Here is a 24,167-nt window from a genome sequence, read left to right on the forward strand (position 1 = left end):
GTGAACCTGAACAGAGAGTGGAGACTCCCTGAGTCTATTCACGCGTCGAGGCTAAAATAAGCTTTAAAAATAGCGGCTTACGCGGGTTTTAACGCGCGTAACAGTCAACAATTCGAGGGTGAAAAATACATAACTGACACCCTGGATTCAGCGCGCCACACACAGCGTCTGCGTGCCCGGCTGCAGGTACGGCGTCAGGATCGGCGCCATGCCTTTGAGCACTTGCACCGGCAATGCCGAGGTGAAGGTGAAATGCTCGGCCGAGGCCCCGGGGACGAAGGCGGTCAGCGTGCCGAAGTGATGCTCGCCGATGTAGAACACAAACGTTGCAGTGCGGTTGATCGATTTGGAACTGAGGATGCGCCCACCCGCGCCCATGGCTTCGATGCGGTTGTCGCCGGTGCCGGTCTTGCCGCCCATGGCCAGCGGCGCGCCATCGGCCAGTTTGAAACTGCCGGCCACGCGTTTCGCCGTGCCTGCGTCCACCACCTGCGACAGCGCACCGCGCAGCGCCGTGGCGACTTCGCTGGGCATCACGCGCTTGCCACGGTTGGGGTCGTTGCTCACGAGCGTTTCATACGGCGTGCCGGCGGCAAAATGCAGGCTGTCGATGCGCAGCACCGGAATGCGCACGCCATCGTTGAGGATGATCCCCATCAGTTCGGCGAGGGCGGCGGGGCGGTCGCCGGAGCTGCCGATGGCGGTCGCCAGCGACGGTACCAGGTGGTCGAACGGGTAGCCGACAGCCTGCCAGCGCTGATGGATTTCCAGGAACGCTTCAATCTCCAGCATGGTGCGGATGCGGCTGTCGCGCGCGCTCTGGTGCCGGCTCTTGAACAGCCAGCTGTAGACTTCCTGGCGTTCGAATTCGCTGGCCTTGACGATCTCGCCGAAGGTCGCGTCGGGGTGGTTGAGCAGATAGCCCAGCAGCCACAGGTCGAGTGGGTGCACCTTGGCGATGTAGCCTTGGTCCGGCAGGTCGTAGGCGCCGGGGCCGTAGCTTTGGTAGAGCTTTTCGAGGCGCTCGTCCGTGAGCTTTTCGGGGGTCCTGGGGGTCTTCAGATGCGAGCGCACAAAACGGTTGAAGCTCTCCTGGCTGGCCTGGGGCAGCAGGTAGCGGTGCACGGCAGCCAGGCGAATCGCGGTGGGGTGCAGGCCGTCCATGAAGGTGTCGAGGCGTGTCTGAGTGTCTTTGTTGCGGTACTTTTTCCAGAACTTGAGCAGGAACGCAGTGCCTTCGTGGTCGGCGAACTTGGCCAGGTATTCCTGACGGCGCGGATCGTTGTCATCTTTGAGCAAGCGCGCGCTGTTGTCTTCGCCGGAGTAGGTGGTGTAGCGCACCAGGTCGCGCATCAGGCGAATGAACGGCAGGTTGATCGACTCGCGCAGCGCATCGCGCAGGGTCGGGCTGCGGCCATTGTCTTCATTGCGAAAATTGTGGAAGTGATGCAAGCCGCCGCCGGTGAAAAACGCTTCGCCGGGGCTGGCCGAATAGGTGCGGTTGAGGGCCGCGTCGAGCATCTTCGACAGGTCGCGGTCGGGGGTCTGGATCAGGTAATCCAGCGCCCAGCGTGACAGTGGGTCCTGTTCGGGGACCTCGACTTTTTTCAACTCGGCGGGTGTTTGCGCGCGGTAGCGATCATGCAACTCGGTGATGATTTGCAGGTAGGTGGTCAGCACCCGAAGCTTGGCGGTGGAGCCCAGTTCCAGCTTGCTGCCTTCGTTGATATCAAAAGGTTGGTCGGTGTTGTCGGTTTGCACCCGTACCCGTGCGCCATCGGGCGTCAGTTCGAACAGCGTGAAGCTGTAGCGCACTTGCGGCGTGCTTTGCGGGGTGAGCAAGCGCGGGCCGAGCAGGCCCATTTGCCCTGCGAAGGCGGGGTCGGCCAGGTGCTTGAGATACTCGGTGGCCTGGGTTTGCAGGTCGTATTGCAGCGTGCTCGTGGCTGACAGGTCGAGGCGATCAAGGTCATACAGCGGGCGATTGAGCAGGCTGGCAAGGCGACTGCGCGCAACGTTGATCGCCTTGTTGGTTTCCACCGGCTGGAGCGTCGGTTGTTGCTGCCAGTCGCGGTAGGTGACATGGCTGGCGAGGGCGGCCTTGGCCAGCGCCGGATCGATCACGTTGTTCTGTGCCAGCAGGCGGATATGGCTGTCGGTCAATTGCGCCAGCTCATCGCGGCCCTTGGTCAGGTAATGCGAAGGGCGGCGCTGGGCGATCATCAGCGACAGCACTTCGCGCAGCGCCAGGCCTTTTGCTGGAAGGTCCTTGGGCGCGTTGCCGCTCAACAGCGCATTGCTCTGGTTGAAGTCGGCGCCGTACCACACGCGTAAACCTTCGGCCATGCCGTGCACTTCACCGTGGCCCGGCACCGCCGACAGCGGCACGCTGTTGAGGTAATCGCGCACGATGTTCTGCCGGCTGTCCAGGGTCTGCGGTCCCGGTTGGTAGGCGCGGACGCTGGCAGACATCATCTGGCGGATTTTTTCGCCACCGGACAGCGTCAGGCCGTCGGGCGAATGGCGATACTTTTCAAGCTGGGTGGCCAGGGTGCTGCCGCCGGCGGTTTGCCCTGGCAGATGCAGCAGTTTGGCCACCTGCGACCAGGCGGCCTTGGCAAAGCGCGGCCAATCCACCGCCGGGTTGGCCATTGGACGCTTGGGGTCCAGCAGGTCGCGGTCTTCAATAAACAACAGGCTGTGCACCACCAACGGTGGAATGGCGGCAAAGCTTGCATAGAGTTGCTGTGGGTAACTGAAAGCGTACAGCGGCGCCGCGCGGCAGTCGGTGATGGTCAGGCCGGCCTGGACCTTTTCGGCGTAGGGCACGAACAGGCCGTGCTCGGCGTAGCTCATCAGCGCCGGGGAAAACCGCGACTGTGCCTGAATCACGTAATTGCGTTTGAGCAGGCGTGGCAAAAACTCATTCAGCGCGCTGTAGCCCAGGCGCCGGTCAAAAGGACCCTCGCCGGGATACACCATCGCATCACTTGCGCCAGGTTCCACCCGGTAGCTCAGTGACGCGGCAAAAGGGCTCAGGTGTTCAGCCTGCAGGCGCGAGGTGCGTATCTCCCGGCTGGCGGCCCACCCCAGGGCCACCAACGCGAGCACCAGCACCAGCCCGATCAGCCGCCACCACAAGCGTCGAGAGCGGGGGCTTTGTGGCAATGGCGGTGGATCCGCACTGTCGGTCTGGACCACAGCGGGTTTCGAATCGGTCTGCCATAAAGCGCCCATAGTCGATTGATCCATTCACGCAGATTGATCGGACTTGGTTCAAGCTTAGTCGCTGGTGATGCGCCGTGAAGATTTTGTGTGCGGGCTTGCTAGCTCCATGAAAGTTTCAGGCCGCGGTTCCAGTCCGCCAGCCAGCTGGAGTTTTCGATTCGCTCCCACTGGCCCTTGTAGTAAACCGACATGTGCTGGCCGGACCAGTCACGCACCCGTTCGTTAAACGCGTTCGGGTACTGATTGGCCGGGCAGGCAATCCGGGCCCAGGGGTCGCAGATCCACAGGCCTTGCCAGTCGTCCTCCTTGAAGTCCTGGGTCTCGACCAGGCTTGACGGCGTTTTGCCGACCACCACAAAGGCATGGGTAGGCGGACGCGAGCCCCATATCTGCGAGACACCGCCGTTGGTGCGGATCAGCTCATGGGCAACATGGGCCATCTGGTCGCAATTGCCGGCGCCGGTCTTGAGGATGATCTCGGTGTAGTCGGGCTGCCCGACCAGGGAGTATTGCCACAGCACCACGGGGGCTGCGATCCGCAACCGCGCCAGGTCGTCAACGGCATCGGTAACGAGGTTGGCGGCGCCGACTCCGGTTCTTTCGACCAACGCCTGCGTGCTGGCGTGGGCTTTCTGCGCGAGGTACTCGTTGATCTGCGCGGCGCTGGGGCCGCCGGCTACTAGCGGGCGTGGCGGCCATATATCCAGCTGCAAGGGTTTGGCGGCGACATGCACATCCAGACGCTGTCCCTGGCTGGACGCGTTCAACAATAATTCCCGTTGTTTGAGGGGGGTCAGGGTACTGGCGGTATGGCGCAGCCTTGCCAAGGTGCCGTCAGAAAAACCGCGGGCCGCCAGTTGCCGGTACAGCACCTCCAGCGTCGGCAGCGCCACCAGTGGTTGCGTGGGCATGAGTTCGGCGATGTCCAGGTAATCGCGCTTGTAACCGCAGAAGGCGTGGATCAGCCGCGCGTGCTCGCCGCCCTGGCTGAAGTCCAGGTAATCGAAGACCAGTTCTGGCGGGTTGGCGGTCTGGATCACTTCATAGAACACACCGGTGTCGGCCTCGACAACCCAGCGTGGGCCGGGGATCGGTCCAGGCCGGGAGAGTTCGAACACCATGGCTCGCAGGATGCGCGTGTCATCAATGCCTTCGGCGATGCCTTGCAGTTCCACCACCCGGGTTTCATGGCCCAGCAGGTTGTCCAGTTGGTCGTCGGGCAGCCCGAATTGCGGTTCATCGACAAGCGTGCCCAGCGTGCGGCGGCGATAGATCAACGGCGGTGCCGCGACCTGGGTCAGCTCAAAGGCGACGTCGTCACGGCTGACTTCGTAAACGGTGTGGTGATACGCCAGTCGCTGTTTTGCACCGCCCTGGCCGGGCGCGGGAATGATCCGGATATGTTCCAGCGCTTGCACGCGGCGTTGATGAATGGAGTTGGCAAACGCAGACAGCCGTTTGGTGAAGCAGATGAAGGGGGGCGCATTGCGTTTTCTTCGGGTGGGCGTGCAGCGGGTGTCGAAATGGTGCTCTACGCGAAAATGGGCGGGCGATGCCAGGTCGTCCAAGTGGGTCGGGGCACTGTGTTCAAGGCGCATGACCTTGCCATCAACCAGTAAATCCGTGGCGGTGGCGCGGGGAATCAGCAATGGCGGAGTGTCAAACAGGCGCTCGGTGACGCGCGCCTGGTAACCGTTGACGCAGTGCACCGGTGTCACGCTCAGGGCGCTGTCCAGACGAAAGCTCGCCAGCGGTGGCCCATAGGGCCTCGCGCTGAAAGGGTCGAAGGCGTACCACTGCTTTTCGCGCATCACCGCGACAATGCGCGAAAAGTCGCTCCCGCCCAGCACGGCACCGATGCCGATGTCGGCCCTGGACAGCCAGCGCACGTACTCGCGCAACGACGTGTTGGCGGTCCAGCGTTGGGTTTGCTCGATGGATTGCCTCAGGGTGTGCCACGCGTCCATGCCCAGCCTGACCAGGCCGTTGCGGGCCACTCTGGCAAGTCGGGGAATGTGGTCGAGGGGGTTGAGGGTTGCATGCAGCAGGTGCGTACTCGCTTTGCCCAGTTGCAGCAGTTTTATTGGCAGCGGGGCAGTGCTTTTCAATACCGCCAGGCCGGCCGACGAGTAGGCGCGGGCGGGCATCAGCAGGCTGAACAGGTCGAGCAGGCACTGGTAGCTGCCATAGGTCATGCGGTGTGGATCGCCCGAAGCGATGTCCTGGCCGCACGACCACAACGGCACGAGGATTTTGAGGCGCTGCGTCAACGCTTCGTGGTGGCGTTCAAACTCCTCTTCGGCGGACGCGCCATGCGCCTGTTGTCGTGCGGCTTCGACGTCGAGAAAAAAATGCCGCTCGACAATGGCCTGGGTGATGCTGCGCAGGATCGCCGAACCGAACCGCGGGGCGCCGCTTTCATCGGGTGTGGGGCCCTGCTGCCATAGCTGCTCGACGACCACGGTGGAGAACATGTTCGGCCGCGGCGCGCTGCCGGTTTCGTAGGCTTGCCAGTCGACGCCCAGTTGATTGCCGGTGTGCAAGCGGCTGACGGGTTGAACCGAGCCTGGTCGGCCGGTGGTGACCGACAGGGGCTTGCCGCCCAGGTCAAACACCAGGGCGGGCCCGCTGCGTTTATGCAGGCGGTTGAGCAGTGGGAACAACTCGTAATCGTGGGTAGCGTGGGGCAGGGTGCAGCGCAGGAGGATGCCGAAGCGCCCGACGCGGGCACTTTTTTCCTCGCGGGTTTCCAGGCCTTCTGGCTTGGTGGCCGCCTTGCTCAGCACCAGCAGTTGCAGCTCGCCGATGGGCAGCCGGGCACGCTCGGCCAGCGGTAATTGTGCCAACAGGTCCTGGAGGGTGGTGGCGTACGCCTGTTTAAGGCGATCAATGTGGGCGTCGAAGGCTGCCTCGAACAGCGTATTCACATGCCCCAGACGGCTGAACGCGCTGCGCATCAGGTTCAGGTTCAGGTGTGGATGAACCGATGCCCAGTGGCGCGAAAAAGGCTGCAGCCAGCCCTGGCTGTGCAAGTCCACCAGGGAGTGCTCGCTGAGGTAAGGCACGTTATGCCAACGGGGTGGGCCGTTGGACGCCAGGCCGAGGTTCAGTTGCAAGCGCGACCCCAACGCCCAGCGCAGGTCGGGCGTATTGATGCGGGGGTGCCCCGGGAAGACTTTTCGCAGGTCGTCGAGCGCCACCGACCGGCGCGTCGGAAGGTCGCTGGCGAACGTCATGAACGCGCTTTTCAGTGCCTCCAGGCGCGCTTGCAGTCGGGCTTTCGCCGCGTCGATCTCGCTGATCGGGTAGCGGCCGTCGGCCTGTTGCGTCAGCTCACCCTGGGCGACAGCCCAATCGAGCAGGCCTTGGGTTGCGGTGTATTCGCGCCATTGTTGCTGCTCGGGCGAGGTGTCCTCCCGTGACGCCAGGGCGATGACATCGTTGTAGCTCAGCTGCTGCGGTGAGCCGGGCGCGACCCTGTGCGCCATCGCCACGCCTTGGCTGAACACCAGCCAGTGGGTGGAGGTCATGAAGCGCAACGTGGCCGGCAGTTCTCGCACCAAAAACTCCGGCGCTGCCCCCGCGAGCAGCAGGTGGGCGGCCAGCGGCGTGGCCTCAGCCGAGACGGCGCCGCTGCGTATCAGGTGCAGTTCCAGGTCTTCACGCAGGGCCGCATGGGAGCGGCCCCATTGGCTGCTTTCGGCGAGGTCGAACCCCGCGACGACGTAACGCTGTTCATCCTGCAGCGGGTCGAGTTCGATCATCAGCGCGGCCAGCACCAGGTTTTCAAGGCTGGCACTGTTGGTGTGTTCGTGCGGGTGTTGACCGTATCCGCCCAGTGCCTCCAGCAACCGTCGGCCCAGTTGCCGGGCAGGAGGGCGCCTGAGCATGAGCTTGAGCAACCGGTCGGCCTGGGTGCGAATCGCGCTTCGCGACAGCTCGGCCAACAAGGGCCCCACCAGATATTCCAACAGCCTGCTGCTCGTGCGCGGCAGCCAGGCGTTGACCGCATTTCGCACGGTCTCGCGCTGGCCTGGCGTTAAGGGCAGGCCCTGTCGATAGTCAGCGTGTTCAGTGCTGCGCGGCAGGGTCATTTCGAGGATTTGCAGCGTACCGAGGGCGTCGCCAGCGGTACGTGGAACGGCAAGACCGTGCCCTTGCAGAAGCTGGGCGAGGCTGCGCGCTTCGGTGCGCGGCGCAGGTGCGAGTGCCGGATGCAAATGGGCGTCGCCGGCCGAGGCCTGCAGCAATGGCGCGTGCGTGGCAATCACGGCGTCAGCGACTTTGCCCTCGAGCAGCGTGCGCAAAGCCGCCGCGGCATGGTCGCGGTCATGGTCCAGACGCTGCCAGTGCCGTTGCTGCATCAGCGCAATATCGGCACCCGCGAAGTCGCAAACAGGCAGCACGTGCAGAGGCTGCGACGCGCGCAGGCGCAGGCGCAGGCTCAGCGCCCTGGCCGCGTCTGGCGTGGCGGGCACTGCCAGGTCATGGCACTGCAGCAACTGCGCCACGCTGAACTGACCGCTTTGGTGAATAGAGGTGCCGAGCTGTTGCGCCACACTGACCAGTTGTTCGAGACGGCCTGCCAATGGCAGCGGCAACAGCCATTCGATGCCGAGTGCTACCTGTGCGCCATTGGCGCGCTGGCCGGTGAGCTGGCGGGTATCGGGATCGAATGTGTAATGGCCGGGCTGCAGGCCGTGAACCGGCTTCAGCGCCAGGAAGTCCTGATGACGGGTGATGTAATCCAGCAGCGCTGCGCCGGTTTGTTGGGCGTTGGCTGCAAAAGAGCCGGAGGCGAGGGTCAGCCTCTGGCGGTGAGCGGTTTGCGGGTTGAAACCCGCCTCGCCCGCAGCAGCCTCCAGGCTGTCGGCCAGCTGCAGCAGGTCTTGGTTCAGCCGCTCGAAATCATCCGCCAGTGTTGGGTTGGCGCTGGCGAAAGGGTTGAGCTGATCGAGGGCCTGGATGACGATCATTCGCTGCCCCCGGGTCTGCGGCTGAGGGTAACCGTAGAAGCGCAGCACCTGGCTGGCGGGCAATTGCAGCGTGTTCTCGCCGGCAGTCATCGGCCCGTACGGCAGGCCGGTGGCCGCTGGGTCCAGTATGTCGGCGATGGTCAACAGGGGAAGGGCCAGGGCGCGCCCTGGCGCGTCGTCCCACAGGGTCCAGGTGTGTCGCGTCCGGTCTGTCAGGGTGCCATTGGCCAGGGTCAGGCTGGCGAGGTCGATGTTCCGTTGCCGGGCCCAGGCGATGAAGCGCGGGCGGTTAATGGCCTGGCGCCAGAGTTGCAGCCAGCAACCTGGCGACGAATGGGGCGGTATCAGCAGCGGCTCGGCGCTGGTGGAACTCAAATGATTGATCAGGATAGTGACCATGTGCTGGTCACCCTCCTGGCGTCGGGTGCGGCCCTGCTCGAGGCGCTCGGTAGGCGTGTCCATTGATTTTCCCTGTGCATGGATGCAATTGCATCATCCTGAGGGAGTGCCGTTGGCGGGGGGATCATGACGTTTCCGATTTGCCTGTGGCCGAGCTCGAAGCGTTGGGCCAGAGCCTTCGTTGACAGCCAGAGGGCGTCGGCCCAGGCATGACGCTGCACCATCACTGTGCAATACTCGCGGCCCTCGCGATGACCTGATAAATGCGTAAAGGCAGGTAATGCTTCCTTGTAAAAGGCGTATTTACCCAGATTTATCGCTGAATTTAGTCATTTTTAGAGTGAAAGACCCTAGTGTCGGCTTTTTATACTGCACCCCCGCCGATCCCGCAGGCTGTGCGCTGCCGGACGCGCCTGTCCACGAAACAGGCCTGGTTGAAGTTCGCCCCCGGCTTACCGGCATGGCGTGCGCAACGCTCGGTGGTTCATATCCAATAACAAGACGAGGTTGTACCCCTATGCCAGTTGGCAATCAGCTGCCCCATGGCGAGACCGCTCAGGGCGGCCCGCTGAAACGTGAACTGGGCGAACGGCATATTCGCCTGATGGCCCTCGGCGCCTGTATCGGTGTCGGCCTGTTCCTGGGTTCCGCCAAGGCCATCGAAATGGCCGGCCCGGCGATCATGCTCTCCTACATCATTGGCGGCCTGGCGATCCTGGTGATCATGCGCGCGCTCGGCGAAATGGCGGTGCATAACCCCGTCGCCGGTTCGTTCAGCCGTTATGCCCAGGACTACCTCGGCCCGCTGGCGGGCTTTCTGACCGGCTGGAACTACTGGTTCCTGTGGCTGGTGACCTGCGTGGCAGAAATCACCGCCGTTGCCGTCTACATGGGCGTCTGGTTTCCCGATGTGCCGCGCTGGATCTGGGCGCTGGCGGCGCTGGTCAGCATGGGCACGATCAACCTGATTGCGGTCAAGGCATTCGGTGAGTTCGAGTTCTGGTTCGCGCTGATCAAGATCGTCACGATCATTGCCATGGTGATCGGCGGCGTCGGCATCATCGCGTTCGGCTTCGGCAACGACGGTGTGGCGCTGGGGATTTCTAACCTGTGGGCCCACGGCGGCTTTATGCCCAATGGTGTGACCGGTGTGTTGATGTCCCTGCAAATGGTGATGTTCGCGTACCTGGGCGTCGAGATGATCGGCCTTACTGCCGGTGAAGCGAAGAACCCGCGGAAGACTATCCCGAGCGCCATCGGCTCGGTGTTCTGGCGCATCCTGCTGTTCTACGTGGGGGCGTTGTTCGTGATTCTGTCGATCTACCCATGGAATGAAATCGGCACCCAGGGCAGCCCGTTCGTGATGACCTTCGAGCGACTGGGCATCAAGACCGCCGCTGGCATCATCAACTTTGTGGTGATCACGGCTGCGTTGTCCTCCTGCAACGGCGGCATCTTCAGCACCGGCCGTATGCTCTACAGCCTGGCGCAGAACGGTCAGGCCCCGGCCGCATTCGGCACCACCTCAAGCAACGGCGTACCGCGCAAGGCGCTGCTGCTGTCGATTTTCGTGCTGCTGCTGGGCGTGTTGCTCAACTACATGGTCCCCGAGAAAGTCTTCGTCTGGGTGACGTCCATCGCCACCTTCGGCGCGATCTGGACCTGGCTGATGATCCTGCTGGCTCAGCTTAAATTCCGCAAAAGCCTGAGCCCGGCCGAGGCAGCCGGCCTGAAGTACCGCATGTGGCTGTACCCGGTCAGTTCGTACCTGGCGCTGGCGTTCCTGGTGCTGGTGGTTGGGCTGATGGCGTACTTCCCGGACACGCGTGTGGCGCTGTATGTCGGCCCGGTGTTCCTGGTGCTGCTGACCGTGCTGTTCTACGTGTTCAAGTTGCAGCCCATCAATGCTGCGGCGCGTGCTCAAGCCTGACGTTCAGGCGCACAACAAAAAGCCCCGGGATCGGGGCTTTTTGTTGTTCAGGCGGTGGCCACGCGCGGCGATTGGCTCAGGCGTTGGTTGAATTCCAGCCAGGCCCCCAGCGCGGCCATCAGGGCGGCGCCAACCAGTGCGGTGACGATTTGCATGGTGAAGGCATCGCCAGCCAGGGCGTTGAGCATATCCGCCAGCGGCGCCAGTAAGACGCCCAGGCAGAATACTTCCAACGAATAACGCCCCATCCGGCAGGTCTGCCGGGCCAGCCAATTTTGTGTCCAGGCACGCCCAGGCAACAGTTTGGCGGTGACGTAGGCCAGCGCCAGGAAGTGCAACAGTCGCACCGGTGACAAGTCGGTCTTGCTGATCGGGTAGAGCAGTTCGCTCAAGGCCGCTGGCATCAACGCGTCGTGCACCTCAGGCCAACGCCAGGCGAGGGTGAGCACACCCGCCGCCAGTGCGTAGACCGCCGCCGTGACGAACAACGGCTGGCGCAGCAGTGGCCGATTATCCTGTGCGCGGGGTTGTTGCCCGTGAATGGCCGCTGCGCCACCCAGGATAAACAGAAACTGCCAGGTGACCGGGTTGAAGTACCACACGCCGTCAGCGATGGCGGCCAGGTTCCAGCCCAGGTGCGGCGCCAGCAAGTACACCGCCATCGACACCGCGACCACCGCCCAGGTCTTGCGCAGCAGCAGCGGCAGAACCAGCGGCAAGCCCGCCAGCAGCACGATATACAGGGGCAACGGGTCCATCAGGTTCGGCTTGAAGCGCAGCAGCAATTCATCCACCAGCGCTTGCTGCGGGTGGGTGACGAAATGCGTCAGGCCCATCTCTTCGACCAGGTCGCGGGTTTCCACATGGCTGTTGGCGAAAAACACGATGCCCATCAGCATTGCCAGCAGGAAGATGTGCACCACGTACAACACCCAGGTGCGCCGCAGGATCTTCAGGCAGGCCATCCAGTAGCCTTCGCGCTGCAAAACCTTGCCGTAGGCCAGCACCGAGGCGTAGCCGGCAAGGAACACGAAGACTTCAGCCGCGTCGCTGAAACCGATATTGCGCAGGGTGATCTGGCCGAGGGGGTTGTGGGGGACGTGATCCCAGAAAATGAAGATCAACGCCAGGCCCCGAAAAAAATCGATGCGCGGGTCGCGTCCGTTCAGCATGGCAGCGGGCTCTTGAACAAATAGTTTAGTAATGACAGGTGCACGGCGGCGTTGTCGCACGCCGCACGTCGGGCGGGCGCAGGTTGGCGGTATTTGTAAGCAATTGCAAAGGCTGGGTATTACTGAATGTCTCTAGACATCAATGATCACCAATGTGCCTTGGCTACCGGCAAGGACAGCATGGGCGATACCGGCTTCGACGAGGTACATCTGGCCGGCTTGTACGCGGATTTCCTCGTCGCCGATGCTCAGGCGCAACTGGCCGCTGATCACCAGCAGGCCTTCGTTGTAAGCGTGGGTTTCTTCCTCGTAGGCCTGCTCATCCATGCGCAACACCTTGATCCGCGCCGGGCCTACCTGGCCCAGGCGCGTGGATTTCCAGCTGTCGGGCAGTTGCCCGGCGAGGGCGGCGAAGTCGAGTAACGGCATGTGAATCTCCTGGTTTCAACGATGCCGTCGGTGGTCCGGTTCAGCAGCAATAAGGAATTTAGAACGCATCCATCAACACGAACCGGCAGGGCTTGGCCTGATGTGCATTGATCTGCGGCACCAGCCGGGTGAAGTGTTCGGTCTGGCAGTGAGCATCCAGCGCGGCCTGATCGGGCCATAGCTCGATGAACACGAAGTGCCCGGGGTCTTTCTGATCGACAAACAGCTCGTAGGCAATACACAGCGGTTCCAGGCGGGTTTTTTCCACCAGTTCGGCATACCACGGGCGCACGGTTTCCACGTGTTCGGGCTTGATGAAATCTTCAGCGATAACTTTGAGCATGGCCGGTCTCCTCACGCAGCTTCGACGTCATGCGGCTCAAAACTGTCCGCGCGTGCCATCTGCCACATGCGCGAATAGAACTGGCCATTTACTTCACCGGTGAGCAATTCACCGGGCTTGAGGAACACATGCAGTTGCGAGAACAGTTTGATTTCAGTCGCCGACATGCGTCGCACCAGGTGCTTGGCCGACAGCTGCGAGGGATGATCCAGACCGGCTGCGGCGAGCATTTCCGCCAGGGCCTTGAGGGTGTTGCGGTGGAAGTTGAACACGCGCTGCGCTTTGTCCGGGACCACCAGCGCACGTTGGCGCAGCGGGTCCTGGGTGGCAACGCCGGTCGGGCACTTGTTGGTGTGGCAGCTCTGCGACTGGATGCAGCCGATGGCAAACATGAAGCCGCGCGCGGCGTTGGCCCAGTCGGCGCCAATGGCCAGAACGCTGGCGATATCGAATGCGCTGACGATCTTGCCGCTGGCGCCGAGCTTGATCTTGTCACGCAGGTTCAGGCCCACCAGCGTGTTGTGCACAAACAGCAGACCTTCACGCAGCGGCACACCGATGTGGTCGGTGAACTCCACCGGCGCGGCGCCGGTGCCGCCTTCCTTGCCGTCGACTACGATAAAGTCCGGGAGGATGCCGGTTTCGAGCATGGCCTTGGCAATGCCCATGAACTCCCACGGGTGGCCCAGGCAAAACTTGAAGCCCACCGGTTTGCCGCCGGACAGTTCGCGCAGTTGGGCGATGAACTGCATCATTTCAATCGGCGTGGAAAACGCGCTGTGGCGCGACGGCGAGATGCAGTCTTCGCCCATCATGATGCCGCGGGTCTCGGCAATTTCCTGGGTGACCTTGTGCTTGGGCAGGATCCCGCCATGGCCGGGTTTTGCGCCCTGGCTCATCTTGATTTCGATCATGCGCACTTGCGGGTTCTGCGCCTGCGCGGCGAAGCGTTGCGGGTCGAAGCGGCCATCGCTGGTGCGGCAGCCGAAATAGCCGCTGCCCAGTTCCCAGGTCAGGTCGCCGCCGTTTTCGCGGTGGTACGGGCTGATGCTGCCTTCGCCGGTGTCGTGGGCAAAGTTGCCAAGCTTGGCGCCCTGGTTCAACGCGCGAATGGCGTTGGCGCTCAACGAGCCGAAACTCATGGCCGAGATATTGAACACCGACGCCGAGTACGGCTGCTTGCACTGCGGGCCGCCGACCATCACGCGAAACGCGCTCGGGTCACTCAACGGCGCTGGGCGCATGGAGTGGCTGATGAATTCGAAGCCGGATTGATACACGTCGATCAGGGTGCCGAAGGGTTTGTCGGCGGTTTCGTTCTTGGCGCGCGAATAAACCAGTGAGCGTTGCGCGCGTGAGAAGGGCAGCGCATCGCTGTCGGATTCAAGCAGGTACTGGCGGATTTCCGGGCGGATGGCCTCCACCAGGTAACGGATATTGCCCAGGATCGGGTAGTTGCGGCGCACCGCGTGGGGGCTTTGCAGCAGGTCGACCAGACCGATCAGGCTGAGCACGCCGGTGACCACGGTGATCGGCCACAGCCATTCATGTTCGATAAAAGGGAGGCTGGCGAGGGTGAAAATGACGCACACGGCAAAGAAGGCGTAACGGCTTAGTAACGACAGGCTCATACGGTTTTCCTTGGGTTCACTCATCGGCTAGGCGTTTTGCGCCTGTAGAAAGATCGAGAACAGCTCCGACTGGGATTTGATCCCTAGCTTGCTGTACATGTGTTTCTTATGGACTTTCACGGTTTCAACAGAGATTTCCAGCTTACGAGCGATTTCCTTGCTGGAGCAACCGCTGAGCATCAAGCGGCCCACATCCAGCTCGCGGGCGGTGAGTTGCGCGCCCCAGTCATCCGTTTGCACCGGCGGCTGCGGGGCGCTGACCTGATTGAGTTCATAGGGCAGGCGCTGGCGCAGCAAACTCAAGACCCAGGGCTGGATCAGCGACAGCAGGGCGATCTGCTGCGGGTCAAACCGCTGTTTGGAGCCCAGGGACAGGCACAGGGTACGCCCATCCGGCAGCTGGCAATTGAATTGGATTTCATCGGCCACCACGTTCAGGCGGAAGTAGCGCTGGTAGTACTCGGTGAGTTCAAAGTGCTCCGGCGCGACTTCGGCCAGGCGAAACAGCCCGGTGCGTGAGTGTTCGCGGCTGGCGATGTAGAAGGGGTCGAGCAGGTACAGGCCGTTGAGGTAGTCCTGGAACAACTGGTCCGGCGTGCCGTCGGCGCCCGGGCATTCGGCGAATACCAGCGGGCGGTGCGCGTTGCTGAACAGCAATACCACCCAGCTGTCGAACGGCACGTAGTTGTCCAGCAAGCGCACGAGCTGGGTCCAGAAGTTGGCCTGGTCGAGGGCGTCTATCATTTGCCCCACCGAACGGTGCCAGGCGATGTCTTGCAGCGAGACTGTCATTCGTCTACCCCCATAGGGTTACCCCGGCGGCGTGATTTCCCCGACGGTTGCGGCTGCGCATACTGCGCCACAGATAAAACAACAGGACTTCCCATGAAGGTCGAATTTGCCCAGTTGGCAGGTCGTGATAACGGCACAGCTTACAACCTTGAGCGCGCCTTGGCGGCAATTGCTGCCTGCGCCGCCGACACGCAACTGATCGTATTTCCGGAAACCCACCTGATGGGCTTCCCGTCAGCCGAGACCGTCGCCGACATCGCCGAGCCGGTGGATGGCCCGACCGTGCAGGCCGTTATCGAGGCGGCCCGCGCAGGCAATATCGCCGTGGTGATCGGCATGGCCGAGAGCGACGCCGGCCAATTCTATAACACCACGTTGCTGATCACCCCCGAGGGCATTGCCCTGCGGTATCGCAAGACCCACCTGTGGGCCTCGGATCGCGGCGTGTTCACGCCGGGTGACCGCTATGCCACTTGCCTGTGGAACGGCGTGCGCGTCGGCCTGTTGATCTGCTACGACATCGAGTTCCCGGAAACCGCCCGCGCCAACGCGCAACTGGGCGCCGAACTGCTGATTGTCACCAACGGCAACATGGACCCTTACGGCCCCACGCACCGCACCGCGATCATGGCGCGCGCCCAGGAAAACCAAGCGTTTGCGCTGATGGTCAATCGCGTGGAGGAGGGCGATGGCGGCCTGTTGTTCGCCGGCGGCAGTGCCCTGGTCGACCCGATTGGCACGCTGCTGTTCGAAGCCGGGCGCGAGGAAGGGCAATTTACCGTCGAGCTGGATCTTGACCAACTGGTGGCGGCTCGCAAGGACTACCGCTACCTCGACGACCAGCGCTTGAAATTGCCGGGTGAGGTGATCGAGCGCACGGACGGGACGCGTGAACTGCTGATTCCACACCATTAAGGCTGACCCTTTTTGTGGCGAGCGGGCTTGCCCCGCGTTGGGGCGCGAAGCGGCCCTAAAACCTGCAACCGCGGTTTGCCTGGAGAAATGCAGTGAATGTAATGGGGCCGCTGCGCAGCCCAACGCGGGGCAAGCCCGCTCGCCACATCAAGCCCGCTCGCCACAGTAAACACGCTTGATCATAAGAAAAATGACATCTGCTTCACCGACTTCAGTTCTGCCATAAATCTAATAAATCAGCGGAGAATCGCTCATGGCTCGTTTGCAACGCACCCTGTCGTTAGGGTCGGTGGTGCTGTTTGGCATCGCCTATATGACGCCGATCATTGTGCTCGGCACCTTCGGCATCCTCGCGCAATCCACCGGCGGCATGGTGCCGGCCGCTTACCTGGCCGCTCTGGTGGCGATGTTCTTTACCGCCATGAGTTACGGGCGCATGGCGTCGGCCTTTCCGGTGGCCGGTTCCGCCTATAGCTACGTGCGCAAGGCCATCAGCCCGAAACTGGGCTTTATCGCCGGTTGGGCGGTGTTGCTCGACTACCTGTTCTTGCCCATGGCCATCTGGTTGATCGGGGCGGCGTACCTGCATTCGGCATTCCCTGCGGTGCCGCAATGGATCTGGGTGCTGGCGTTTATCGGCGTCACCACGGCGATCAATATCATCGGTCTGAAACTGGCCAATGGCATTAATGCGCTGCTGATGTTGGTGCAGTTTCTGGTGCTGATCGCGTTTGTCGCGCTGTGCATCCATTACATCGGGGGCGATGCGAGCAAGCCGCTGTGGACTGTCGCGCCGTTCTTCAACGGCCAGATGCACATGCCGCTGATCATGAGCGGGGCGGCGATTGCCTGCTATTCGTTCCTGGGCTTTGACGCGGTCAGCACGCTGACCGAGGAAACCCGCGACCCACGCCGTACCATTCCGCGTGCGATCATGCTGATCACCTTGATCGGCGGATTGATCTTTGTTGGCGTGTCGTATTTCGTGCAGATCGCGCATCCGTCGTTCGAGTTTGCCGATGTGGATTCGGCGGCTTACGAAATCGCGCGCAATGTCGGCGGTGACCTGTTTGTGTCGATCTTCCTGATCGGCTTGATCGTCGGCCAGTTCGCCTCGGGGCTGTCGGCCCAGGCCAGTGGTTCGCGTTTGTTGTTCGCGATGGGGCGCGACGGCGTGTTGCCCAAGTCGTTCTTTGGCACCTTGCATGCGCGCTTCGGCACGCCGGTCAACAGCATCCTGTTGTGTGGGGTTGTGGCGTTACTGGCATTGAAGCTGGACGTGACCACCTCCACCTCGTTCATCAACTTTGGGGCGTTCCTGGCGTTCAGCCTGGTGAACCTGTCGGTGATCTTTCACTACTGGATCGGCGCGAAAGCGCGTGGCGTGCGTGAGTTGATGCTGTTCCTGCTGTTCCCGGCCATCGGCCTCGCGGCGGACTTGTGGCTGATGATCAGCCTCGATCATCTGGCGATTTACCTGGGCGTGGTGTGGTTGGCGATCGGCCTGGTTTACCTGGGTTTCCTGACGCGCGGCTTCTCGCAACAGCCGCCGGAAATGGACTTCCAGGAAGCTGCATAGAAGCGACAGGTCTATTCTTATTGCAATCGGTTCTCGTTTGGGTGCATGATTTTGTGTTACTGTGTAACACATTAATTGCACTCAAACGCCCCGGAGGCACTATGAAAACTGGTATCCACCCCGACTACCGCACCGTGCTGTTCCACGACACCGCCGCCGACGTGTTCTTCCTGATCGGCTCCACGGCCGACAGTGAGCGCACCCACACACACAGCGACGGCAACACGTACCCTTACATCCCGCTGGACGTCTCCAGCGCCTCGCACCCGATCTACACCGGCCAGCAGCGCAAGACTCAGGCCGAAGGCCGGATTGCCGGGTTCAACAAGCGTTTTGCTTCGTTTGGCAGCACCCCGAAAAACGCCGAGGCGTGAGGGATTCACGTTTCACCTCAAAGGCCGCTCCAGCATTGGGAGCGGCTTTTTTTATGCGTTGATATCGCAAGGCCATCACCTTGTAAAAACCAACTAAACTACCTGGTAATCGCCAGGAGGCATTGTCCCAGACCGTAAGGAACGCAGATCGACGATCCGAGGTGTCCCATGGGAGAGTCAGTGACCTTTATCGATGCCAACCGTCCAGTGCTGCTGTTGATCGACGCCCACCCGGATGTTTTGCACAGCCTCAAGCGATTGCTCAGCCTGGAGCCCTTCGAACTGCACAGCGCCACCTGCGCCGCTGATGCCCTGGGCATTCTCGCCACTCAACCCATTGACCTGGTGATGAGCGCCGCGCGTCTGCCGGACATGGATGGTGCCTCGTTGCTGGCGCACATCCACCAACACCACCCGCACACGGTGCGCATCCTGCTGACCGGCGAGACCGACCTGACGCTGATCGTCAAAGCCATTAACGAAGGCCAGATCTATCGTTACCTGAGCAAACCCTGGAACGATGAAGAGCTGCTGCTGGCCCTGCGTCAGTCCTTGGCCCATCAGCATTCGGAGCGCGAACGTGGGCGCCTGGAGCTGCTGATCCAGGCGCAGAACGATGAACTCAAGCAGCTCAACGCCACCCTGGAAAAACGTGTTGCCTCTCGCACCAGTGAATTGCAGCAAACCGCCGATATGCTCGACCTGGCCTACGAAGAGCTCAAACACAGCTACGCCACGGGCACTGAGGTGTTCTCGTTGCTGGCCAACCTGCGCTTACCGCGGGCCAAGCAAACCAACCGGCAAATCATCGAATTGGTGCGCACCTGGTGTGTGGTCCATGGCGTAGATGAGGCCAGTAACCGCGACCTGACCATGGCTGCCGCGCTCTACAACATCGGCAAATTGAGCTGGAGCGACAGCATGATGGCCTCGCCTTCAGACCTGTTGCACAGCAGCGACCGTGAGCGTTATCGCGCTTACGCCACCCAGAGCGAATCGTTGCTGATGACCCTGGAACCGATGAAAGACGCAGCGCGGCTTATCCGCCATCATCAGGAGCGCTGGGACGGCAGCGGTTTTCCCGATCACCTCAAGGGTGACGCGATTCCCGCAGGTTCGCGCCTGTTGAAACTGGCGGTGGACTTTATCGAGCTGCAAAAAGGCCTGATCCTCGAACGCCAGATGAACAGCGACGAAGCGCTGCTCTACATCCGCAAATACGCCGGTCGCCTTTACGACCCTGACATGGTCGAAGATTTTGTTTCAGTCTGCGCCACGTACCTCAATGACGTGACCCTGGGCGACCCCAGCGTCAGGGTGCTGGGCACCCGCGAGCTGGAAGAGGGCATGGTGCTGGCGCGCAACCTCAACGCCGATAACGGCATGCTGTTGCTCAACGCCGGCAAGGTGCTGAACCTGCCGCTGGTGGACAAGTTGATTGCCTTTGAGACGATGGAAGGCGCCAGGTACAGCGTGTTTATCAAAGCAGGGCATGAAGGATTGCTTTGCGAATAACGCACTTTCTGTGATCCTTGCGCCTTTGCATTCAAGGCAGTTTTTACATGACATCGACTATCCGCATCGCCGCCGCGCTGTTGATTGGCAGCGACGGCCAAACCCTGCTGGTGCGCAAGCGCGGCACCCAGGCGTTCATGCAACCGGGCGGCAAGATTGACGCCGGCGAACAACCGGCCCAAGCCCTGGCCCGTGAGCTGTTTGAGGAACTCAACCTGCGCATCGAGCCAAGCCAAGCCGTCTACCTTGGTCACTTCTCGGCCCCTGCCGCCAATGAGCCTGGGTTCACCGTGAACGCCGAGCTGTTCCAGGTGCACATCGATGTAGCGGTGACGCCCGCGGCCGAAATCGAAGAAGTGCGCTGGATCGACCCAGCCGGTGACGGCGGTTTGCAATTGGCGCCGTTGACGCGCGACGTGATCCTGCCGTTTTACCGCGCATCGCTGACCTGCGACGCATGATGGTACGCACGCTTGGCGCCAACGACGCCGAGGCTTATCGGGCGTTGATGCTTGAGGCGTATGGCGCTTATCCGCAGGCGTTCACCTCCAGCGTGGCGGAGCGCGCGCTGATGCCCTTGAGCTGGTGGGAAAAGCGCGTCGACAGCCCGCTGGATCGGCTGCTCGGGGCTTTTGAGGGGGACGCATTGGTCGGCATTGTCGGCCTGGCGTTCGAGCCCCGTGAGAAAGCGCGGCACAAGGTGACCTTGTTCGGCATGTACGTGAACCAGGCTTATCAGCAGAAGGGCGTGGGCCGCCAGCTGGTAGAAGCAGCGCTCAGCGAGGCGCGCCGCCACTCACGCCTCAAGTTGATTCAGCTGACCGTCACCGCCGGCAACGACGCCGCCTTCGCGTTGTACCAGCGCTGCGGCTTCATCCAGTACGGCCTGGAGCCACTGGCGGTGCGCGTGGGCGAGGAGTACTTCGACAAGATCCACATGTGGCGTGAACTGAACGACGGATGATGGCCAATGTGGGAGCGGGCAAGCCCGCTCCCACATTTTTAACCTGTGTCGGCTAGCGCACTGCGCTGACGCCATCGAGGGTGGAAAACGACGTGTCCTTGGCCGTCAGCAAAAAGTCGCGCATGTACGGCGCGTCCAGCATGTCTGCACGAATCCCCGCATACAACGTCGCGAACAGCCCTTTCTCGCCCAACCGCTTGGCCTTCACGTAACCGCGCGAGCTGTACTCATGCAGCGCCCAATGCGGCATGCCGCACACACCACGGCCGCTGGCCACCAGCTGCATCATCATGACGGTGAGTTCCGAGGTGCGCACCTGGGCCGGTTCCACGTCGGCCGGCTCTAAAAAGCGCGTGAAAATGTCCAGCCGATCACGTTCCACTGGGTAGGTGATCAGGGTCTCGGTGAGCAAATCTTCGGGCACGATGTACGATTTGTTCGCCAGTGCGTGCTGGTTGGCCACGGCCAGCATGGCTTCGTAAGTGAACAGCGGCACGTAGGTGATGCCCGGCAATTCCAGCGGGTCGGAAGTCACCACCAGGTCCAGGTCGCCCCGCGCCAGCGCCGGCAGTGGCGCGAAGGCGAAACCGGACGCCAGGTCCAGCTCGACTTCCGGCCAGGCATCGCGGAACTGGTCGATAGTCGGCATCAGCCATTGGAAGCAGCTGTGGCACTCGATGGCCATGTGCAAACGCCCGGCGGTGCCGCCGGCGAGCCGCGCAATATCGCGCTCGGCGCCGCGCAGCAAGGGCAGGGTGGCGTCGGCCAGTTGCAGCAGGCGCAGGCCGGCGCTGGTAAAGCGCAGTGGCTTGGTCTTGCGCACGAACAGCTGCATGCCCAGGCGCTCTTCCAGCTCCTTGAACTGATGGGACAGCGCCGACTGCGTCAGGTGCAGGCGCTCGGCGGCTTCGACCAGGCTGTCGGCTTCGCGCAAGGCGTGCAGGGTCTTGAGGTGACGGATTTCGAGCACGGGCTCTCCATGAAGACGATTTGTGAGAAACAGCAATGGCGTGAGTTTGTCTCATGTTGCAAGGCGTGTCGATCATGACCGCTGGGCGCCGTTCATCAAACTGTCACGCAACTGTGGCAGCGCGCTTGAACAAACTTCATCAGACTCGCGCTCTACTGGGGTTCTGTGTTTCGGTGTTTTTCATGCGCGTGTTGTGTTTACTGGCCGCTCTATTGTTCGGCCTGCCGTCTTTTGCGGCTTCTCGATGTGACGTCAATGTCCCGACGCAAACGGTCGACCTGGCTCAGGTGAGCATCGCCTACCAGAGCATCGGCCGTGCGTCCGACCCTGCATTGCTGCTGGTGATGGGCCTGGGCGGGCAGTTGATCCACTGGCCGGACGAAGTCGTCGTGGCGCTGTGCGAACAAGGGTTTCGGGTGATTCGCTACGACAACCGTGACGTCGGCCTGTCCACGTGGCGCCAGGCACCGGCCAGTGCCAACCTGACCTTCGAAGTGCTGCGCTACAAACTCGGCCTGCCGGTGGCGGCGCCCTACACGCTGACCGACATGGCCGACGACGCCCTGGGCTTGATGGACGCGTTGCAGATCCGCCAATTCCACGTGTTGGGTGCAAGCATGGGCGGCATGATCGCCCAGCACCTGGCGGGCATGGCGCCGCAACGGGTCGAGAGCCTGACGCTGATCATGACCAGCTCCGGCGCCGAAGGCCTGCCGGCGCCGAGTGCGGCGTTGGTGCAGTTGCTGTCGCGGCGCAGCGCGCCCAACCGTGAAGTGGCGCTGGAGCAGCAGGCCGACTTGCTGGCGGCGTTGGGCAGCCCGTTGGTGAAGGACGATCGCCAGGTGTTGCTGCATCAGGCCGCGCTGTCCTACGACCGCGCCTTCAACCCGGACGGGGTCAAGCGCCAGATCATGGCGATCCTCGCCGAGCCCAGTCGTGTGCCGCTGCTCAATCAATTGCGCGTGCCAACGCTGGTGGTGCATGGCACTGCCGACCCGTTGCTGCCGGTGATGCACGGTGTGCATTTGGCCGCGCATATCCAGGGCAGCCAATTGAAGTTGATTCCCGGCCTGGCGCATCGTTTTCAGGAGGCGTTCAAGGCGCCGTTGCTGGCGGCGGTGTTGCCGTACCTGCAAGCCCATCGCGAAGATGCCGCGCACTGGGCGCAGATTGATGTGGGGCAGCCTTCGAAGGTGTTGTGAAGTTGGTGTATCGTGCAACGTTTACGGCGCATCAATGCCAGCGAGGTTGCCCACCATGAGTACTCCCCTGAAAATCGATTTCGTCAGCGACGTGTCTTGCCCCTGGTGCATTATCGGCCTGCGCGGGCTGACTGAGGCGTTGGACCAACTGGGCGCCGAGGTGCAGGCCGAGATTCATTTCCAGCCGTTTGAGCTGAACCCGAATATGCCGGCTATCGGGCAGAACATCGTTGAGCACATCACTGAAAAATACGGCTCCACCGCAGAGGAATCGCAGGCTAACCGTGCACGTATTCGTGACTTGGGTGCGGCGTTGGGCTTTGCGTTTCGCACTGACGGGCAGAGTCGTATCTACAACACGTTTGATGCGCATCGCTTGCTGCATTGGGCCGGGTTGGAAGGGTTGCAGTACAACCTGAAGGAAGCGCTGTTCAAGGCTTATTTCAGCGATGGGCAAGACCCGTCCGACCCTGCGACCTTGGCGATTATTGCTGAAAGTGTTGGGTTGGATGTCACCCGTGCTGCGCAGATTCTGGCTTCCGATGAGTACGCCGCAGAGGTGCGCGAGCAAGAGCAGCTGTGGATTTCCCGAGGGGTGACTTCGGTGCCGACGATCGTGTTCAACGATCAGTATGCGGTCAGTGGGGGGCAGCCGGCTGAGGCCTTTGTTGGGGCGATTCGTCAGATCATCAGTGAGGCCAAGGGCTGATGGGTCTTCGCGGCCTTGTGTACCTGTCCTGATTGAAGCAAAAGCAGATCTGCTTTTCTGTAGGAGCTGGCTTGCCTGCGATGCAGGCACCTCGGTACATCAGGCATACCCAGTTGATGCTATCGCAGGCAAGCCAGCTCCCACATTGACCGAGTACACCTGATGCACTGAGCTTCAAGTGTGGGAGCGGGCTTGCTCGCGAAGGCGGTGGGCCGGCCGCCACCCACCCAGATCCAGCCCATCACTCAAACTTGTAACTGATCGCCGTCTGCACCTGCCCCTGGTTCACATCACCCGTCTGCTTGACGATGGTGCTGTTGGCCGCCGACCCCACCAGGTGCGTCCAACTGGCGCTGGTCAACAATGACCAGTGCGTATCCAGCGGGAATTCAAAACTCTGGGTCAACGTCAGGTTCTGGAAACCCGCACTGGCGTTATAGGCCCGAATGCCCGAAGCCGCAGACTCCTTGTCGTCAACGCCGAAAAAGGTCTGCGTCTGGCGCGCATCGGCAAAGTGCGCCATCAGGCCGGTGCTGCCGATGATGCCGCCACCCAACGGGTAACCCAGCTCGCCGCCGAGTTTGCCCAGCACGCCACTCTGATCACGCCCGCCGCCCACGGCCTGGCCGACCTGCGCGTACACGCGCCAGAACTCGGCCGGGGCGTATTGGATGAAGCCGCCGACTTCCGCCATGTCCGACACATCGCGCAAGCCGCGCAGCGAACCATTGGCCGTGCGGCCCGGCAGGTAATTGATGTAAGGGCCGGCAGTAATGCCGTTGGTGTTCAGCGCGCTCCAGGTCAGGCCGTCGTCGGTGCCCAGGCTGACACTGCCCCAGTCCAGATCGAAGTAGGGAATCGGCCGGGTTTCGTAGCGGCTGCCGGTAGGGTCGTGGGGTTGATAGCTGACACCCGCGCCCACTTCGCCGGTAATGCCGTCGGCCAATACCGTGCTGGAAAAACCCCACAGCCCGAGCAAACCGGCGAATACAGCAGAAGTAACCTTGAACATGGAGCCATTTCCTTATCTGAACATGCG

General features: G+C 62.0%; 18 protein-coding genes. 9 read left to right on the top strand and 9 right to left on the bottom strand.

The window, feature by feature from the left end; translation table 11 throughout:
- Positions 1 to 147: 147 nt before the first annotated feature.
- Both ABWL43_RS05575 and ABWL43_RS05580 read right to left on the bottom strand, forming a co-directional pair.
- On the bottom strand, positions 148 to 3,237 hold the full coding sequence (locus ABWL43_RS05575; protein ID WP_262210544.1) for a transglycosylase domain-containing protein: 3,090 nt from the start codon (positions 3,235 to 3,237) through the stop codon (positions 148 to 150).
- 89 nt (positions 3,238 to 3,326) lie between these two features.
- The gene (locus ABWL43_RS05580) at positions 3,327 to 8,666 is read right to left on the bottom strand and encodes a hypothetical protein (protein WP_404487079.1); all 5,340 of its coding nucleotides are present in this window, start codon (positions 8,664 to 8,666) and stop codon (positions 3,327 to 3,329) included.
- A 454-nt stretch (positions 8,667 to 9,120) separates the two neighbouring features.
- On the opposite strand from ABWL43_RS05580, the gene ABWL43_RS05585 reads away from it, so the two are divergent.
- Positions 9,121 to 10,533 carry an amino acid permease gene (locus tag ABWL43_RS05585; protein ID WP_404487081.1) on the top strand — a complete coding sequence of 471 codons (1,413 nt, stop codon included), beginning with the start codon at positions 9,121 to 9,123 and terminating at the stop codon, positions 10,531 to 10,533.
- Between the two features lie 47 nt (positions 10,534 to 10,580).
- Here ABWL43_RS05585 and ABWL43_RS05590 read toward each other — a convergent pair whose 3' ends face one another.
- The 5 genes from ABWL43_RS05590 to ABWL43_RS05610 form a co-directional block, all read right to left on the bottom strand.
- On the bottom strand, positions 10,581 to 11,705 hold the full coding sequence (locus ABWL43_RS05590; protein ID WP_404487083.1) for an OpgC family protein: 1,125 nt from the start codon (positions 11,703 to 11,705) through the stop codon (positions 10,581 to 10,583).
- 132 nt (positions 11,706 to 11,837) lie between these two features.
- Entirely contained in the window at positions 11,838 to 12,134 is a 297-nt protein-coding gene (locus tag ABWL43_RS05595) for a cupin domain-containing protein (RefSeq protein WP_242194452.1), read from the bottom strand.
- A 58-nt stretch (positions 12,135 to 12,192) separates the two neighbouring features.
- Complete coding sequence (locus ABWL43_RS05600; RefSeq protein ID WP_145161484.1) at positions 12,193 to 12,477, bottom strand: putative quinol monooxygenase; 285 nt, start codon at positions 12,475 to 12,477, stop codon at positions 12,193 to 12,195.
- Between the two features lie 11 nt (positions 12,478 to 12,488).
- The gene (locus tag ABWL43_RS05605; RefSeq protein ID WP_404487086.1) at positions 12,489 to 14,108 is read right to left on the bottom strand and encodes an FMN-binding glutamate synthase family protein; all 1,620 of its coding nucleotides are present in this window, start codon (positions 14,106 to 14,108) and stop codon (positions 12,489 to 12,491) included.
- Between the two features lie 27 nt (positions 14,109 to 14,135).
- Positions 14,136 to 14,900, bottom strand: coding sequence for a LuxR C-terminal-related transcriptional regulator (locus tag ABWL43_RS05610; RefSeq protein WP_145161489.1), 765 nt, complete (start codon positions 14,898 to 14,900; stop codon positions 14,136 to 14,138).
- A 93-nt stretch (positions 14,901 to 14,993) separates the two neighbouring features.
- Here ABWL43_RS05610 and ABWL43_RS05615 point away from each other — a divergent pair, with 93 nt between their 5' ends.
- The 6 genes from ABWL43_RS05615 (at position 14,994) to ABWL43_RS05640 (ending at position 20,247) form a co-directional block, all read left to right on the top strand.
- On the top strand, positions 14,994 to 15,815 hold the full coding sequence (locus ABWL43_RS05615) for a carbon-nitrogen hydrolase family protein (RefSeq protein WP_145161492.1): 822 nt from the start codon (positions 14,994 to 14,996) through the stop codon (positions 15,813 to 15,815).
- A gap of 253 nt (positions 15,816 to 16,068) precedes the next feature.
- Positions 16,069 to 17,394 (top strand): APC family permease, encoded by a 1,326-nt coding sequence (locus ABWL43_RS05620; protein WP_262210535.1) that lies wholly within the window; start codon positions 16,069 to 16,071, stop codon positions 17,392 to 17,394.
- A 101-nt stretch (positions 17,395 to 17,495) separates the two neighbouring features.
- The gene (locus ABWL43_RS05625; RefSeq protein ID WP_242194441.1) at positions 17,496 to 17,768 is read left to right on the top strand and encodes a type B 50S ribosomal protein L31; all 273 of its coding nucleotides are present in this window, start codon (positions 17,496 to 17,498) and stop codon (positions 17,766 to 17,768) included.
- 168 nt (positions 17,769 to 17,936) lie between these two features.
- The gene (locus ABWL43_RS05630; RefSeq protein WP_404487089.1) at positions 17,937 to 19,283 is read left to right on the top strand and encodes an HD domain-containing phosphohydrolase; all 1,347 of its coding nucleotides are present in this window, start codon (positions 17,937 to 17,939) and stop codon (positions 19,281 to 19,283) included.
- Positions 19,284 to 19,330: 47 nt separating this feature from the next.
- Positions 19,331 to 19,744 carry an NUDIX domain-containing protein gene (locus tag ABWL43_RS05635; protein ID WP_242194438.1) on the top strand — a complete coding sequence of 138 codons (414 nt, stop codon included), beginning with the start codon at positions 19,331 to 19,333 and terminating at the stop codon, positions 19,742 to 19,744.
- Positions 19,741 to 20,247 carry a GNAT family N-acetyltransferase gene (locus ABWL43_RS05640; protein ID WP_404487092.1) on the top strand — a complete coding sequence of 169 codons (507 nt, stop codon included), beginning with the start codon at positions 19,741 to 19,743 and terminating at the stop codon, positions 20,245 to 20,247. Before ABWL43_RS05635 ends, ABWL43_RS05640 begins: the two co-directional genes overlap by 4 nt.
- A 52-nt stretch (positions 20,248 to 20,299) precedes the next feature.
- On the opposite strand, the gene metR is transcribed toward ABWL43_RS05640, so the two are convergent.
- Positions 20,300 to 21,217, bottom strand: a complete 918-nt coding sequence (gene metR, locus ABWL43_RS05645; protein WP_057012200.1) for a transcriptional regulator MetR — start codon at positions 21,215 to 21,217, stop codon at positions 20,300 to 20,302.
- Positions 21,218 to 21,399: 182 nt separating this feature from the next.
- On the opposite strand from metR, the gene ABWL43_RS05650 reads away from it, so the two are divergent.
- Both ABWL43_RS05650 and ABWL43_RS05655 read left to right on the top strand, forming a co-directional pair.
- Positions 21,400 to 22,419, top strand: coding sequence for an alpha/beta fold hydrolase (locus tag ABWL43_RS05650; protein ID WP_262210529.1), 1,020 nt, complete (start codon positions 21,400 to 21,402; stop codon positions 22,417 to 22,419).
- Positions 22,420 to 22,474: 55 nt separating this feature from the next.
- Complete coding sequence (locus ABWL43_RS05655; RefSeq protein WP_106579421.1) at positions 22,475 to 23,128, top strand: DsbA family oxidoreductase; 654 nt, start codon at positions 22,475 to 22,477, stop codon at positions 23,126 to 23,128.
- A gap of 241 nt (positions 23,129 to 23,369) precedes the next feature.
- Here the strand turns inward: ABWL43_RS05655 and ABWL43_RS05660 are convergent, their stop codons facing one another.
- Positions 23,370 to 24,140, bottom strand: a complete 771-nt coding sequence (locus tag ABWL43_RS05660; protein ID WP_262210526.1) for a MipA/OmpV family protein — start codon at positions 24,138 to 24,140, stop codon at positions 23,370 to 23,372.
- Positions 24,141 to 24,167 lie beyond the last annotated feature (27 nt).

The sequence above is a fragment of the Pseudomonas sp. HT11 genome, assembly GCF_044875395.1.
In the GTDB taxonomy this organism is placed as follows: Bacteria; Pseudomonadota; Gammaproteobacteria; order Pseudomonadales; family Pseudomonadaceae; genus Aquipseudomonas.